The following is a 16,064-nucleotide window of genomic DNA, read 5'->3' as shown; positions in this document are numbered from 1 at the left end:
ATTTATGAACTTGTTAATTTCATTAAGAAACTACGTAAGTTATTAAGTTGATTCTATGAAAGTTATCTCCAAGACTGATTTGAAGGCGGTTATTAGAAAAAGAATTTTCAAATGGCAATTTTGAATTAATTTTACATAAATACTATTCAGAAAGACACATGGATATACAAGCAGAGAAATACATGGTTATCGAAGAGCTACTGAAAGTTGAAGACATCAATCTAATAACTCAACTTAAGCATATAATTCGCAATCGAGACACAGTAATAGCTTCTCAATCCTCTGGTGCCCCCATCACGGAGACACAAATGCGATCAGATATTTTAGCGGCAAAAGAACGTATCCAATCTGGTAAATACACCACACAAGACGATATAGAGAAGGAAGCAGAAAACTGGTAGTGAACAAAATTAAGGAGTATATCGTCAAGTGGGATGACGAAGCGAAAATAGAACTACGCTATATCTATGATCACATTAAACAGCAATCAGAAACCAATGCTAAACAGGTAAGAACAGAAATCCTAAAGACAGCAAGAAGCTTAAAAAATATGCCCGAAAGGTATGAAAGTTATCCGCCGATGGAAAGAATACCTGGAAACTACAGGTACAAAGAAATATTCTCTTATCTATTGATATATGATGTAACAGAAACCGAAGTTCACATTGTTAAACTGGCGCATAAAAGAAAGATATAATAGTATTCAATATATTCTTAACAACTATCTGATATCATCTAAATCAATATGTTAAAATGAACCTAACAAAGCTTTCAGAGGGATTTGTAATAATTGCTACCACTTGTCAATAGAAAACCACCGATCATAAAACATGCTCAACTGCCCTAGCCCATTCACTATATGTTCGCTTCATAACCATTCCAAAATACAATTATGAAACGAACACTCCTACTAATGGCACTGACATGGACAGCAGTCCAGTCCTTCGCACAAACGGTCAATCTTAAAAAAGGTGAAAGGTTAGAGTATATGACCTCTGACTTCAATCAGATTAGCCGAGATGAAAACTTCCCTGACAAGCGACTAGGACTATTTGGTGAGCATTATTACAAAAATAAGATCGTACTAGACATTATTGAAAGCAACAAGAAATCCTACATTATCCAGGCTTGCAAAGAGCAGGTTAAAAACTATGTAAGATCAAAGAAAGACAACGAAAGCAGCTGGGTATCCAATTCGTTTTTCTACAAAAGTTTAGTAAAAGACACTACAAACAATACCACTACTCCTATTCCCTACTGGCAGTTCAAACTAAGTAAATCTGGTAAAGTTTCAGAACTCACTTTGCTGGATTCTGCTACACACAACTATCCTAGAATGCTCAAACACCCTTGGATGGTGACCGAAAAGTATTTTGAAAAATATTTCATTCCATCCCAGAAGATCGGAGCCAATAGCAAAGAAGTAAAGATTGAAGAACAAACATGGGATATACTTACCAACTCCGAAGATCAGGTATCGATTAAGCTCGAAAATGAAAAAAAGTACTTCGTCAAAACATTTGATCCGCAAAGAGGAATACTAATAAATGAACAGTCTTTTTCTATCATTGACATTCCTAAATCATACGATCCTCTGAAGCCTCTAAGTCCAGGTAAATTCATGAATAGAACGCAGTTGATCGATCATGAACCTATACCTTTTCAATGTTCTTTCAGTAAGAATAAACAAGAGAAAGACACCACCTTTTTCTCTACTAATGTCAGTATCACTGGACGTATCACCGACCCTGAAGAAAAGAGGCTAGTGTTTCTTAAATGGAATGAAAGAAAACCAAATAGGTACAATCGATATCAAATCAAGGTTCCACTAAGAGAAGACAATACGTTCGAAATTAGACTTCAGATTGATCAACTGACTTCTGTAGAATTAATTCATGGAAAAAAAGCAAAATTCTACCTGCTCCCTGGAAATGATGTAGATATCACATTGGATACTAAAAACTTTAACCAAACCATACAGGCAACTGGTCTAGGAGCGGAAAACATCAACTACATGTTTGCGAAGTACCTGGTCGAAAAGAAGAATGGCTCTTTCCAAAAGTCTTTGTCAAGAAAAATGAGGCAAACGATGGTCAATATGACACTAGAGCAGGCTTTTGATACTACAGTGAATTTAATCACTAAGAAACAGGAGTACATCAATAGTCAACAACACTTACTTGCTCCTGAAATCTATTTAGCCGAATACTGGAATACGCATATTGAAAACATGCGAAACTTCAACTCGAAATTTTTATCGAGCAGAGACAAATATTTGGGACAAATTGAGCGCCTTGACCTGCACAAATTCAGCCAGGCTGACAATGACCTGATGAGTTTTGCTAGTGGGTACCAATACTACATCAAAACCTTTTCTATCTATATTTTGGGTCAACAGATCCGTACACTTACTGGTATAGGGTATGGCGCACTTGCCAATCAAACTCAAGACGGTGGTCAGTATCTCAATGAATATTCTATAGCTCATTCTTCATTCTCTGGGTGGACACAGCATCTACTGAAGTACCTTACTGTTTTGGACGCAATGAATAGAGGAGACTGGAGTGTATTCGAGCAGCTTCATTCCCGCTTTCAATCTGAGTACCCCAACTCCATAAGAGCTCAGTGGATGAAAGAAGCTTATCAAAAAGCTAACAAAGTAAAGCCCGGTTCTTTGGCTTATGACTTCGAACTGGAGAATATGAACGGTAAAAAAGTCAAGCTATCGGACTTCCGTGGCAAGCCAGTTTTCATCCAGTTTTGGAGGAGTGACTGTTGTTCTAATTATCTGGACAAACAAGGAAAAGAGATTGCTGATTTCATGGCTAAAAATGACATTCAGCTACTATTTATTTCCTTGGATAGGAAAAAAGATAAGGTGATGAACCATACTATTGATGAGGATTTGAAGAAGCATATTCTACTCTCGACGGAGAAATCTGACCTTCTCCGAGAAAAATTCTATTTCAATAGTTACACAGAACAGATACTCATTGATTCGGAGGGCAGACTGCTGAAAAAATCGCTTTCTCCATTTATATTCTTAAAACACCCTCAGGCTCTACTAAGTAGACTAGAACCCGGCTGAACGGTGAGCGAAGAGAATCGCGAAGTAAAAGAACTCAAGACCCTTTTGTATGGCCTATTCGCTCTGGTGATTGTTCTTCTGATCCTAGGAGTAGTCTATAGACAAATAGCTAAAACGAAACTCCAGACTGCAAACCTGCATGCTAAAGTAAGAGACTTGGAACTAACAGCGATTCGAGCGCAAATGAACCCTCACTTTCTGTACAACAGCCTGAATTCTATTCAGAACCTTGTACAGCAAATGAAAAACGACGAGGCGCATAGGTACCTTTCAAAGTTTGCTAAGCTGATCAGAGCCATATTGAATCACAGTTCAAAAGACGAAATCACATTAAGTGAAGAATTAGATATTCTGAAGGAGTACATTGGCATCGAACAACTCAGGTTTGATTTTGAGTATGAGATAGAAACAAGAGATGTAGATATTTACGCCTTTTATGTACCTCCTCTATTGCTTCAACCCATCGTAGAAAATGCTATCATTCATGGACTTGCGGGCAAAAAGGCAGGTGCTGAACTAAAAATCATTATCTCCAACGAGCAAAACTATATTTGTATGGAAATCCTCGATAATGGTGCGGGTAGAGACTTTTTAACTCCTAAACCATCTGGTAATGGTAAGGGACTAGCATTTTCGGAAGAAAGGCTAAAGCTGATATCTCAAAAACACAATACTGAGTATCAGTTTGAGATCAAGGACCTAAAAAAATCGGATGGATCAGCATGCGGTACTTCTGTAAAATTATGTCTTGAATCAGAATAAGAATGAACAACATTAGGGCAGTAATCATCGACGACGAACTCAATGGCAGGGAAAATCTCAAAGGGACTCTCTCTAAGCACTGCCCTAATGTTCAAATTATAGGACAGGCAAATTCTGCTGTCGAAGGGATCAAAACCATTCAGGAACATTCTCCTGAATTGGTTTTTTTGGATATCGAAATGCCAGGTGGAAATGGCTTCGAAGTTTTGAAATTCTTCGACAATCCAGACTTTAAAGTCATATTCGTAACGGCCTATGATCATTTTGCTATCCAAGCTATTAAGTTTTCTGCACTAGATTATATCCTAAAACCTATCGATGCGCTACAGCTGATCGGTGCAGTCAATAAACTAGAAAAACTTCAATCTGAATGGAATCGTAAACTCCAAAACTTTTTAACCAACGAACACATAGGCAGAGAGAGACAGCGTATCGCACTCACCTTTTCAGATAAAATTGAATTTATCGAAATCAACAAGATCATTCGATGTCAAGGAGAAGGTGCCTACACTCGTTTTTTCATAGCAGACAGTCCTGAAATACTAACATCCAAACCTCTCTCTGAATACGAAAGTCTGCTAGCAGAATTTGGTTTTATCAGAACTCACAAAGCTCACATCATCAACAAAGCACATATCAGCTCGTTCGTCAAAAGTGATGGCGGCTACTTAGTCATGTCGGATCAGTCTATCGCACATATATCCAGACGCCGAAAGGAAGAAGTGATCCAACAATTGAAAGGGTAATTACCTTCACACATCATCAATCAATTTTCACAAAAATACTTAAGTAGTAAATCCTTATTTGTAACTAAGGAACAACAAGAACTTATCTCATTACTGAATTCCATATCCTTGAAGACGAAAGAGCATTAAATCTACTTCGTTGATTCAGACTGGCATTAATTCAAGATTTCCAGACACTTTTTAAGCTTACTTTAAACCAATGTATAAAAAGGCTAATAGCGATTTCTTAAAGTGAAAAGAGTACGCTGCTCTAAGTACCTTTCCTCCTGTAGCTGAATTAAAGTACCCCTCTAAATACCACTCTGCTATTACCGTAACATGTAATACATCATATTTTCAACCAGTTAATTACATATAACAAAATGTTTTTTTATCACTTCTAAGAAACCGGCCAAAAACAAACAGAATTACTTAAGTATTTTTAACTCAAACAAATAAATTGCTTAAGTATTTTATCACAACACTTCAGATAATCTCTAACATATTTAAAAACTAAAACAATGAAAAAATTCTATTTAGGCGTTTTTGTTTGGCTTGGTCTAATCCAACTAACAATGGCCGGAGGAGCAGACGAAAAATTAAAGTATCTGAGAGAAGCTCCTCAAATTGAAGCTAAAGAAGAAAACAAGAATGAAACAACAGCAGATGATGAACCTTTCAAACCCTCAGTCAACGTAGGTTCCATAGTCCATATGTTCGCTTCAGCACAGCAGTCTGGGTTTGGAGTAGGCGCAACTAGTTACGATAATGGTTCCAACGGATGGGGAACAGGGTTTAGTCTTTACAGAGCTAGAATACTTGTAGGCGGACAACTATCTGAGAACGGAAGCTTTTTCTTAGAAACAGAACTTCCTACTATAGTTGGTGGGCTTAAAAATGACAGTACCAAAAACATAAAAGTAGCTCAAATCATCTTAGATGCCCAGTATGAGCACCAACTAGGAGGAGGACACATGATAGTAGCAGGTAAGCAGCTAGTTTCTCACAACAGAAACGGACTACAAGGTGCCGCATCACTTATGGCCAACGATTTTACTTTTTTCCAATACCCATATAACCTATTTGAAGGTCAGCCATTAGAAAACAATTTTGGTAGAGATCTAGGAGTCAACGTAAGGGGTTTCTTTCTAGATGATCAACTTGAGTACAGAGTTGGATTGTTTACAGGTCGACGTGCATTTGCTAGCGGTAAAACTACCCCAAGAATCGTAGGTCGTCTAGCCTATAATTTCTTTGACGCAGAAAAGGATTACTATTACGCCGGCACTAAACTAGGAGCAGGAAAGACAGCTGCATTGGCGATTGGAGCTGATGTTCAAGGAACATATTACAATATAGGAGGCGACTTCTTTTTAGACATGCCGGCTGGTGAAGCAGGCTCTGTAACACTCAATACAGCCTTTACCTACATGACAGGCGGTACTGACTTGGAAAACGACTACTCATTTGCTTCAATGATACCAGCACAAACAGTCGAGTTTTTAGAGTTGGGATATTATTTCAAAAGCGCAAAAATCCAACCTTGGATCAGGTATGAACGCCAAAATATGAGTTCTAAACCAGAGCAAATCGGTGATTTTGCTTCCACTTCGGATTTCGATGATTTCAATTCAACTACCATATTTGGAGGAGGAATCAACTACTTCTACAATGGCTATGGTTCGAACATCAGATTGTCATACACTAGTTCTACTCGAAAAGGATTCAATACCGACACTGGAATGACTGAAGATGGAACTTATGGTCAAATCTGGCTACAGTTACAATTCTTTGTTTTCTAAAAGACCGTCAACTACTAATTCATAAATAATAGTTACAACCTGTGGAGGAGCAAAATTGCTCTGATACAAAATAACTTCTAAAATCTTTTAGACCCTTAAAAACTATAATCAAACCAAAAACATGACACTATTTCCATTTCTTCTAGGCATCATACATTGCTTTGAATCTGACCATTTACTAGCTGTCGCTACATTAAATGATGGTGAGAACCGAAACATCAAATCGCTTTTAGTAAAAGGCGCTTCATGGGGAGTAGGTCATTCCATACCAATCTTAATCTGTGGATTGATTTATATGAGTTTAGAAGTATTCGTATTGTCTGGCATCCCAATCAAGCTAGAATTGCCCGTAGGTATACTATTGGTTGCTATGGGGATATACCGTCTAGTATTTTTTCAAAGAAAGAATACCAAAACAGACGGACATCATTACCTGACTGTTGGTTTGATTCATGGAATAGCAGGTTCTGCAGGCGTTGTTTTGGCAGGACTCACGACAGACACCAGCTTTGGAGGTCAATCCACCAGTCTATTGTTATTTTCTATTGGAGCCATCATTGGTATGGGCATCATCAATGTCGCTATATCTCAGATTTCTTCCATATCTCGTCAACTAAAACCTATACAGTTTGTAACAGCACTTGCTTCTATAATTTATGGAGCATTTATTATTTATAATCATATTTAAGAATAGAACCAAAGTCTTACTCTTCATGAAATCAGAAATATGAATAACATAAATTATTGTATCAAAGACTCTATCGATTGTTCAAAAAATAAACCCTAATAAATTTTACATAAAATGCGAAAAACAAAACATCAATTAAACGTTTTCCAACTGCTCTTTCAGGTCATGATTGCAGCAATAGGAAGTGTACTAATCTCTTGCTCTACGCCCAGTAAAAAAACTGAGACCAAAGAAGCTCCGGCTGAAACTAAAACGGCTAAAATTGGTATCCTCCACTCATTGAGCGGTACTATGGCTATATCAGAAGTATCTCTAAAAGATGTCGTAGAAATGGCAGTCGAAGAGATCAACGCTGATGGTGGTGTACTAGGCATGCCGATAGAACCAGTAGTCGTTGACCCTGCATCTGACTGGGACTTATTTGCAGAAAAAGCCAAAGAGCTATTGATAGATAGAAAAGTATCAGCAGTATTTGGATGCTGGACTTCTGTCTCCAGAAAATCTGTACTTCCAGTATTCGAAGAACATAACGGCCTACTTTTTTACCCTGTTCAGTATGAAGGTGAAGAGTGTTCTGCCAATGTAATATACACTGGAGCTACACCTAATCAGCAATTAATTCCTGCTGCAGAATATCTAATGAGTCCAGAAGGTGGAGCTTATGAAAAGTTCTACTTGCTAGGCACTGACTATGTTTTCCCTAGAACGGCTAACAAGATTTTGAAAGCATTCCTATTAGCTAAAGGAGTTCCTGAATCTAATATCATCGAAGAATACACCCCATTTCATCACCAAGATTACCAGACGATAGTCTCTAAGATTAAGACTTTTGCAGTAGGTGGCAAGGCTTGTGTATTAAGTACCATCAACGGTGACTCAAATGTACCTTTTTACAAGGAATTTGCGAATCAAGGATTGTCAGCAGCCACTTGTCCTATCATGGCATTCTCTGTAGCAGAGGACGAGCTCAGAGCGATGGATACCGAATTTTTAGTAGGTCATTTGGCCGCTTGGAATTATTATCAATCTGTATCTAGCCCGATCAATGACAAGTTTGTAGCTGATTTCAGAGCATTCTGTAAAAAGAACGGATTGCCGGGTGGAGATACTCGTGTGACAGATGATCCGATTTGCTGGGCATATACTGGTGTGTATTTGTGGAAATCTGCTGTAGAAAAAGCAGGAACTCTTGATGTAGACAAGGTAAGACCAGCTTTGTATGGTTCTACTTTTGAATCACCAGGAGGGCTAGTCAAAATGGACCCTAAAAATCATCACTTAGCTAAACCAGTTAAAATCGGTGAAATAAGAGCAGATGGTCAGTTTGATGTAATCTGGGAGACCCCAGGACTGGTAGATCCACAACCTTGGTCAGAATATACTTCTCCTAACAAAAGCTGTGACCACGTAAATCACGGTGGTACTTACACCAAGATGTAAAAACACAAAAATTCATGATGTCCGGGTAGCGCTTAGTTTGCTACCCGGTTTACTTAACGGGACTAGTTCCCTTCACGATTTAACTTTCTATCATATTGCGTTTCAGATATTATACACTCCTCTTAGTGGTGATATTTATACCATTGTCTATGCTCGCTCAACCGGACGAGATGACAAGCCAACTGATATCTAAAGATCAAGCCTTGAGAACACAAGCGCTTGAAAAGCTAGTCAGGGAGAAAAAAATAGAGCACTTCCCATTGATTAGCGCCATCAATCAAAAAAGACTGTACTTGTATGACCAGCAACTGGTCACTATCGGGGAGCCAATAGCGGCTGACCGAAGTGATGAATATCAAGTATTGAAGGTATATCCTGACACAAAAATTCTTCGAAACAACCAAGGTGGTGTCATGGCCAAAAAGAGAGCGGAACTAACAGAAGTTCGATTTTCAAGACCAGCGCGACTCATTTTACTACCAGTATTGCCTTATGTAAATTTAGTAAGCCCAAAACTAGAGACACGGAAACTAGCTTTTGTACAGTTTCAACAAAATGGAAACCCTGAAGACCTCAAAATTTTATCTGACGCCAGAGATTTAGAAAATGATAATTACATGAGTCGTCTGGCAACGGAAACCATCCTGTCCATTCAGCTTAAATCCTCAAAAATCACAGAAAAAGTCCACTCATTAGTAGATCAACTAGTCTCCAACCAAGGCGATAATACGGCATACATACTTGAACAGTATCTCGAGCAAATACCAAAAAGTCATCCTAGCTACTCATACATTTTGACTCAAAAAGAAGATTTGGAGGATCGAGCTAGTAGAATAGCGTTGATTCAAAATGCTTTCAGTGGAGTAAGTTTAGGAAGTATCTTAATCATGATCGCACTTGGACTATCCATCATCTATGGTCTGGCAGGAGTAATTAACATGGCACATGGCGAATTCATGATGATTGGAGCCTATACTACTTTTTGCGTGCAAGAAATCTTTAACAGTATCTCTCCAAACTCCTCAGGCAACCTCTCTTTCTTTTTATCTCTTCCACTAGCATTTGTTGTAGCAGGAGCATTTGGATTATTGATAGAAAGACTCGTCCTAAGAAAACTATACAACAGGCCACTGGAAAGCTTATTAGCCACATGGGGAATTAGTTTGATATTGATCCAGCTAGCCAGATCCATATTTGGAGACTTGACCTCAGTGAGCACCCCCTTTGTATTATCTGGAGGATGGGAAGTTATCCCTCAGCTCGTTTTGCCCTACAACCGCCTTTTCATCATAGTTATGACGATTGTATTAGTAGCATTAGTGTACTTTTTCTTATACAAAAGCAATAATGGATTGCGGATACGTGCAGTAACTCAAAATAGAGACATGAGTGCCTGCCTAGGGATTTCAACTGCCAAGATAGATGCTATGACTTTTTTCATCGGCTCCGGAATCGCAGGCATGGCTGGTTGCTGTATCACATTGATTGGAAATGTAGTACCTGATATGGGACAAACTTATGTAGTCGATTCGTTTCTAGTAGTAGTGAGCGGTGGCGTAGGAAATCTATTTGGCTCTGTGATCGCTGGACTAGGTATTGGTCAACTCACTAAGGCATTAGAACCCATATTCCATGCAGTATATGGCAAAGTCATCATTCTTATAGTCATCATGATCTTTTTACAATTTAAACCTAAAGGACTATTTCCTGCTAAGGGAAGAATCTCTGAAGATTAAAACACTATGCAAATCAAGGCTGTTTTTAAAAATTATGAATACCTCCTTTTTCTAGGTGTATTTCTTATCCTCCTCCCTATAGGTTACGCACTAGACCTAGTATCTGTCAACACTGTATCACTATGGGGGCGGTACTTTTGCTTCGCCATAGCTGCCATTAGTGTCGATATTCTTTGGGGATACACGGGAGTACTTTGTATGTGTCAAGCGTTTTTCTTTTGCCTAGGAGGATATGGGATTGCCATGCACATGTTGTTAGCTGATAAAGGTACTGGAGTATATGGTGCCGTTATTCCAGACTTTATGGTCTGGAATCAAGTCGATACTTTACCCCTTTTTTGGGAGCCGTTTTATTCCTTTCCTCTGGCATTGCTCACGACCTTATTGGTACCTCTTATTTTTGCGATGCTTTTTGGTTACTTTATATTCAGGAGCAGGCTAAAAGGAGTCTACTTCGCCATTATTACACAAGCACTAGCACTGGCTATGTGGTTGCTATTTTTGAGAAATGAGACACTTCTTGGAGGTACCAATGGACTGACAGACTTTAAGACATTACTTGGATTCGACCTTACCACTTCTACAACCAAACTATCACTGTACCTGTTGTCTTGTATGGTATTAGTACTGGTTTACTGGGGCACAAAAAAACTGGTCAATTCAAAATTTGGAAAGGTGCTAGTTGCCATAAGAGACAGTGAATCTCGTGTGCGCTACGCTACCTATAGGGTCCAAAATTACAAATTAGCGGTTTTTGTGTTGGCCGCTGTGATCGCCGCGATCGGTGGTATGCTGTATGTACCACAGACCGGCATCATTACCCCCGGTCGAATGGAAGTTAAATCTTCTATAGAAATGATCGTCTGGGTGGCACTGGGTGGCAGAGGCAATTTAAAAGGAGCAGTACTGGGAACGTTGTTTGTCAATTTTCTATATAGCATCTTCACTTCACTCCTTCCAGGATCATGGCTATATGTCTTAGGGATTTTATTCGTGGTGACTGTACTTTATCTAGACCACGGATTGATCGGACTACCAGCCCAAATAAAATCAATTATTTCTAACAAACGCACTTCAAAACTATGAGTTCAATATTAGAAGTCAGCCAATTAAAAGTAGCATTTGGAGGTGTACAGGCACTAGATCTAGAGTCATTTTCGATTCAAAAAAATGAACTACGCGTCATTATCGGTCCCAATGGAGCAGGAAAATCAACCTTCATGGATATTCTATGTGGCAAGACGCAAGCCGACTCAGGAGAAGCCCTTTTCAGAGGAGAATCTATTTTGGGACTGAAAGAAGTAGATATTGCTGAAATGGGTATAGGACGAAAATTCCAAAAACCTTCCGTTTTCACCAGCTTAACAGTGTATGACAATATGTTGTTGGCCTGTCGGATGCCTAAAGGAATATGGCATTCACTTTTTTTCAAGATCAATTCTGAGATTGAAGATAAAATCCATGAAGTAGCCAAGAAAGTAGGACTCGAATCAGAGATGACTCACCTCGCAGGCAGTTTATCACATGGTCAGAAACAGTGGTTAGAAATAGCCATTGTCGTCCTACAAGATGCGAAGTTGATGCTCATAGACGAACCAGCTGCAGGTATGTCTGACAAAGAAACCTATAGAACCGGAGAGTTAATTCTTAATTTGATGCAACACCATTCAATCATTGTCATCGAGCATGACATGCACTTTGTAGAACAGATCGCTGTGGACAAAGTGAGTGTACTCGTACGAGGAAAATTACTCACTGAAGGAAGCTTTAATGATGTTCGGAATGATAAAGGGGTAATAGAAAGCTATCTAGGAACTGGTGCAGCATTACAATTAACTGAATAGTAATCATGAATGAGATGACAAGTGAATATATGCTACAGTCACAAGCTGTAGAAGCTGCATACGGACAAAGTAAGATCCTCTGGGGAGTTGATTTAAATGTTAAGAAAGGCTCCGTTACTACCATCATGGGAAGAAATGGAGTAGGCAAAACCACCTTTCTAAAAACTGTCATGGGATTACTAAAAACCGCTAATGGCGAGATCACCTATCAAGGACAGGTACTCAATAAACTATTGCCTCACAAACGTGCCCGATTGGGAATAGGGTATGTTCCTCAGGGTCGTGAGATTATCCCTAAGCTGACTGTATATGAAAATATCCGATTAGGATTAGAAAGTACTAAAGAGAAAACCATACCCGAAGAAGAAATTTATGATCTATTCCCTATTCTCAAGGAGTTTCGCAAGCGGCTGGGAGGCAACCTAAGCGGTGGACAACAGCAGCAATTAGCTATTGCGAGAGCCATCACTGGCAGACCCGGATTACTATTACTAGACGAACCCACTGAAGGGATACAACCGTCTATCAGTCAAGAGATCGCACAAATACTTGTGCGCCTAAAAGAAGAAAAGAACATCTCTATTTTGTTGGTAGAACAAAAAACAGATTTTGCCCTACCGATTACAGATCACTACTATTTTTTCAGTAGAGGAAAGGTAGTTCACGAATCAAAGGCAACAGACATCACTGCTGAGGAGATCAATAAATTCAATTCAATATAACCTTATAAACTATGCGACTATCCCCCAAGGACCTCGACAAACTTATGTTGCACCAAGCCGGTTTTGTAGCCCAAAAGCGGTACGCTAGAGGAATAAGGCTTAACTATCCCGAAGCAGTAGCACTTATCTCTGCTCAACTTTTGGAACTTATTCGCGAAGGGTACAGCGTATCCAAACTAATGAACCTAGGAAAGCAAATCCTGTCCATAGCAGATGTGATGCCCGGTGTAGCTTCCTTAATGGACGAAGTACAAGTAGAAGGTACTTTCCCTGATGGTACTAAGCTAGTCACAGTTCATCATCCAGTTTGCAACGACGTACTGGACAACAATCTGGCGCTCTATGGTTCCGGTCTCACTAAATCAGCCGAAAAACTAGAGATTGATAATATTTCAAACGAATCACCAGGCCAGAAAATCTTGCAAGACACTCCTATAGTATTGAATGAAGGAAGAATATCGCTAACACTATTGGTGCTCAATAGCGGAGATAGACCCGTACAGGTCGGATCACACTATCCATTTGCAGAAACCAATAAAGCTTTAGTTTTTGACCGAGCTCTAGCACTCAACTATCGATTAGACATTCCAGCAGGAACTGCGGTAAGATTTGAGCCGGGGGAACAGAAAGAAGTCCATCTAGTGGATATGGCTGGTGAACAAAAAATATTGGGCGGTAATAATCTAATCAATGGTGTAGTAGACGAAACCAATACACCTGAAATATTAGATAAAATGAAATCACATGGATACATAACCTAAGCTGACCTAACCTAATGCAACCCGCCTGACCAAATGGGCTAACGCCTGCGATTAAATCAGAAAACCTAGACAAAATACAATGAGCAAAACAATACATCGAGATGCCTATTCAGATATGTATGGTATCACTACCGGAGATAAAATTACATTGGGCGATACAGGTCTCACCATCGAAGTAGAAAAAGACTATACGGTCTATGGTGAAGAATGCAAATTTGGTGGCGGTAAAGTGCTTAGGGATGGCATGGGACAAGCATCCGGTCTGGGCAGAGAAGATTGCTTGGACTTGATGATCACCAATGCCCTGATCGTAGACTATACAGGCATCGTCAAAGCAGATATAGGTATCAAAGATGGGCGAATCAAAGCCATCGGCAAAGGTGGCAATCCTCATATCATGCCTGATGTGCATCCAGAAATGATCGTTGGAGCATCTACGGAAGTCATCGCTGGAGAAGGAATGATCATTACCGCAGGGGGAATCGACAACCATATTCATTTTATATGTCCACAGCAGATAGAAGAAGCACTCGCATCAGGAATCACCACATTTGTAGGAGGAGGAACTGGACCAGCTACAGGTAGTAATGCCACCACCTGTACACCCGGTGCTTTTCATATAGAGATGATGCTAAAGGCTACGGATGATTACCCGATGAACTTTGGTTTTTTAGGTAAAGGAAATTCTTCTCACCCATTGGCACTAGAAGAGCAAATAAAAGCTGGGGCGCTGGGCCTAAAACTACATGAAGACTGGGGGTCTACTCCAGCTGCAATAGACACCTGCTTAAGTGTCGCCGATGCCTTCGATGTACAAGTTTGCATCCACACCGATACGCTCAACGAAAGTGGGTTCGTAGAAATCACGAAAGACGCACTCAAAGGCAGAACAATACATACCTATCACACAGAAGGAGCTGGAGGAGGTCATGCACCAGATATCATCACCCTATGCGGTGAGAAAAATGTACTCCCCTCCTCTACTAACCCGACTAGACCCTATACGGTAAATACCATCGACGAGCACCTAGACATGCTGATGGTGTGTCACCACCTAGACAAAAACATTCCCGAAGACGTCTCTTTTGCCGAAAGTAGGATACGAGGCGAAACCATAGCCGCTGAGGATATCTTACATGACATGGGAGCGTTGGCTATGATCGCATCTGATTCTCAAGCCATGGGACGTGTAGGTGAAGTGATTTGCCGGACTTGGCAGACGGCTCATAAAATGAAATTACAACGAGGTGCTTTACCCGAGGATCAAGGAAACGATAATGACAATTACAGAGTCAAACGCTACATATCCAAATACACCATCAACTCTGCACTAGCACATGGATTTGGACACGAAATAGGGTCTGTAGAAGTAGGCAAGCTCGCCGACCTTGTACTCTGGAAACCCGGATTTTTTGGATCAAGAGCCGAAATCATAGTGAAAGGAGGTATTATCGTTCAAGCTCAAATGGGTGACCCTAATGCTTCAATCCCTACACCACAGCCATTTTACTCAAGACCTATGTTTGGTGCATTAGCTAAGGCAGTAGGTGGATGCTCAAAAGTATTCGTATCACAAGTATCGATGGATCAGGTCAAGCGCTATGGATTATCAAAAGAACCAGTAGCAGTAGAAAAATGCAGAACCATCAGCAAAGAAGATATGCATTTCAATGACTACGAACCAAATATCACAGTGGATCCTGAAAAATACCACGTGGAAGTAGAAGGCAAACACCTTACCTGCGACCCTATTGCCAAAGTCCCTCTAGCCCAATTGTATAACTTGTTTTGATAGACATGAGTAGCAATCCAATTCAAAACGAAATTAATCTATACCAGTTATCAGACTCGATGTTTCCAATCGGAGGTTTTGTCTATTCGTTAGGCATGGAATCGGCGGTTAAGTTTGGGCATGTTCGAACTAGTGATGAAGTGTACAGGTATTTATTAACCTGTTTGGATCAAATGATTTCGTTCGATTTTCCATTCATCGATGCCGGATACACCTATATAGATGACGCCAACCAGTGGATCGAGATCGTACATACCTATGAAGCTATGCTTATCAATCCTAGCATACACAAGAGCTCTGTAGTCTTAGGCAAAAACTGGATTAAGCTCGTCACCTCACTATATGAAAGCAAGAAGCTCACAGATATGATGTGCTACTTTGACCAGCATCGATTGGCCTACCATCAAGTTATCATATTAGGACTTGGCGGCGCTGGTTTGGGAATTCCAGTGGATCAAATCAGACAAATATTTGCCTACACCTTTTTCAGGGACCAAATAAGTGCATTGACCAGACTAGGCACTCTAGGACCAAAGGGTGGTCAATTATTACTAACTAAACTACTAAAAGAGAGTCTACCGAAATTAAAAAACTACCAAACGAAACCCTACCATGAAGCGTCCAAGTCAGCCTACCTACTAGAAGTCATCCAACTAAACCATGACAAGATATACTCTAAGCTATTTCAAAACTGAGGAGGAAGT

General features: G+C 39.9%; 15 protein-coding genes. All 15 read left to right on the top strand.

All coding sequences use genetic code 11. From position 1 onward, the window contains the following. Nucleotides 1-158: 158 nt before the first annotated feature. The 15 genes from DKG80_RS00565 (at nt 159) to DKG80_RS00495 (ending at nt 16,055) form a co-directional block, all read left to right on the top strand. The gene (locus DKG80_RS00565; protein ID WP_109829339.1) at nt 159-401 is read left to right on the top strand and encodes a hypothetical protein; all 243 of its coding nucleotides are present in this window, start codon (nt 159-161) and stop codon (nt 399-401) included. After that, nucleotides 401-697, top strand: a complete 297-nt coding sequence (locus DKG80_RS00560; RefSeq protein WP_162555596.1) for a type II toxin-antitoxin system RelE/ParE family toxin — start codon at nt 401-403, stop codon at nt 695-697. Before DKG80_RS00565 ends, DKG80_RS00560 begins: the two co-directional genes overlap by 1 nt. A gap of 195 nt (nt 698-892) precedes the next feature. After that, the gene (locus tag DKG80_RS00555; RefSeq protein ID WP_109829337.1) at nt 893-3,088 is read left to right on the top strand and encodes a peroxiredoxin family protein; all 2,196 of its coding nucleotides are present in this window, start codon (nt 893-895) and stop codon (nt 3,086-3,088) included. Nucleotides 3,089-3,091: 3 nt separating this feature from the next. Continuing rightward, complete coding sequence (locus DKG80_RS00550) at nt 3,092-3,850, top strand: sensor histidine kinase (protein WP_162555595.1); 759 nt, start codon at nt 3,092-3,094, stop codon at nt 3,848-3,850. A 2-nt stretch (nt 3,851-3,852) separates the two neighbouring features. Then, complete coding sequence (locus tag DKG80_RS00545; RefSeq protein ID WP_109829335.1) at nt 3,853-4,596, top strand: LytR/AlgR family response regulator transcription factor; 744 nt, start codon at nt 3,853-3,855, stop codon at nt 4,594-4,596. 500 nt (nt 4,597-5,096) lie between these two features. Further along, the gene (locus DKG80_RS00540; RefSeq protein WP_109829334.1) at nt 5,097-6,377 is read left to right on the top strand and encodes a hypothetical protein; all 1,281 of its coding nucleotides are present in this window, start codon (nt 5,097-5,099) and stop codon (nt 6,375-6,377) included. Nucleotides 6,378-6,498: 121 nt separating this feature from the next. Beyond that, nucleotides 6,499-7,065 (top strand): HupE/UreJ family protein, encoded by a 567-nt coding sequence (locus tag DKG80_RS00535; RefSeq protein WP_109829333.1) that lies wholly within the window; start codon nt 6,499-6,501, stop codon nt 7,063-7,065. A gap of 114 nt (nt 7,066-7,179) precedes the next feature. Then, nucleotides 7,180-8,505, top strand: a complete 1,326-nt coding sequence (gene urtA / locus DKG80_RS00530; protein WP_221409019.1) for an urea ABC transporter substrate-binding protein — start codon at nt 7,180-7,182, stop codon at nt 8,503-8,505. Nucleotides 8,506-8,675: 170 nt separating this feature from the next. Continuing rightward, a complete protein-coding gene (urtB, locus tag DKG80_RS00525; RefSeq protein ID WP_221409018.1) occupies nt 8,676-10,241 on the top strand; it encodes an urea ABC transporter permease subunit UrtB in 1,566 nt (521 codons plus the stop codon). A 6-nt stretch (nt 10,242-10,247) separates the two neighbouring features. Beyond that, nucleotides 10,248-11,327, top strand: coding sequence for an urea ABC transporter permease subunit UrtC (gene urtC / locus DKG80_RS00520; RefSeq protein WP_109829331.1), 1,080 nt, complete (start codon nt 10,248-10,250; stop codon nt 11,325-11,327). Beyond that, nucleotides 11,324-12,085, top strand: coding sequence for an urea ABC transporter ATP-binding protein UrtD (urtD, locus tag DKG80_RS00515; protein WP_109829330.1), 762 nt, complete (start codon nt 11,324-11,326; stop codon nt 12,083-12,085). The genes urtC and urtD overlap by 4 nt, the downstream gene beginning before the upstream one ends. A gap of 5 nt (nt 12,086-12,090) precedes the next feature. Beyond that, the gene (urtE, locus tag DKG80_RS00510) at nt 12,091-12,807 is read left to right on the top strand and encodes an urea ABC transporter ATP-binding subunit UrtE (RefSeq protein ID WP_245906936.1); all 717 of its coding nucleotides are present in this window, start codon (nt 12,091-12,093) and stop codon (nt 12,805-12,807) included. Between the two features lie 11 nt (nt 12,808-12,818). Then, entirely contained in the window at nt 12,819-13,568 is a 750-nt protein-coding gene (ureA, locus tag DKG80_RS00505; protein WP_109829329.1) for an urease subunit gamma, read from the top strand. A gap of 79 nt (nt 13,569-13,647) precedes the next feature. Then, nucleotides 13,648-15,360, top strand: a complete 1,713-nt coding sequence (ureC, locus tag DKG80_RS00500) for an urease subunit alpha (protein ID WP_109829328.1) — start codon at nt 13,648-13,650, stop codon at nt 15,358-15,360. Between the two features lie 5 nt (nt 15,361-15,365). Continuing rightward, entirely contained in the window at nt 15,366-16,055 is a 690-nt protein-coding gene (locus tag DKG80_RS00495; RefSeq protein ID WP_109829327.1) for an urease accessory protein UreF, read from the top strand. The last annotated feature ends 9 nt before the right edge of the window (nt 16,056-16,064 follow it).

Origin of the sequence: Reichenbachiella versicolor (assembly GCF_003171675.1) — a bacterium.
Lineage (GTDB): Bacteria > Bacteroidota > Bacteroidia > Cytophagales > Cyclobacteriaceae > Reichenbachiella > Reichenbachiella versicolor.
This window is presented reverse-complemented; position numbering and strand designations above follow the sequence as displayed.

Coding starts and splice junctions, on each gene's coding strand:
- DKG80_RS00535 (WP_109829333.1), top strand. CDS start 6,499: ATGACACTATTTCCATTTCTTCTAGGCATCATACATTGCTTTGAATCT.
- ureA (WP_109829329.1), top strand. CDS start 12,819: ATGCGACTATCCCCCAAGGACCTCGACAAACTTATGTTGCACCAAGCC.
- DKG80_RS00540 (WP_109829334.1), top strand. CDS start 5,097: ATGAAAAAATTCTATTTAGGCGTTTTTGTTTGGCTTGGTCTAATCCAA.
- urtA (WP_221409019.1), top strand. CDS start 7,180: ATGCGAAAAACAAAACATCAATTAAACGTTTTCCAACTGCTCTTTCAG.
- DKG80_RS00555 (WP_109829337.1), top strand. CDS start 893: ATGAAACGAACACTCCTACTAATGGCACTGACATGGACAGCAGTCCAG.
- DKG80_RS00545 (WP_109829335.1), top strand. CDS start 3,853: ATGAACAACATTAGGGCAGTAATCATCGACGACGAACTCAATGGCAGG.
- urtB (WP_221409018.1), top strand. CDS start 8,676: ATGACAAGCCAACTGATATCTAAAGATCAAGCCTTGAGAACACAAGCG.
- urtD (WP_109829330.1), top strand. CDS start 11,324: ATGAGTTCAATATTAGAAGTCAGCCAATTAAAAGTAGCATTTGGAGGT.
- urtC (WP_109829331.1), top strand. CDS start 10,248: ATGCAAATCAAGGCTGTTTTTAAAAATTATGAATACCTCCTTTTTCTA.
- DKG80_RS00565 (WP_109829339.1), top strand. CDS start 159: ATGGATATACAAGCAGAGAAATACATGGTTATCGAAGAGCTACTGAAA.
- urtE (WP_245906936.1), top strand. CDS start 12,091: ATGAATGAGATGACAAGTGAATATATGCTACAGTCACAAGCTGTAGAA.
- ureC (WP_109829328.1), top strand. CDS start 13,648: ATGAGCAAAACAATACATCGAGATGCCTATTCAGATATGTATGGTATC.
- DKG80_RS00495 (WP_109829327.1), top strand. CDS start 15,366: ATGAGTAGCAATCCAATTCAAAACGAAATTAATCTATACCAGTTATCA.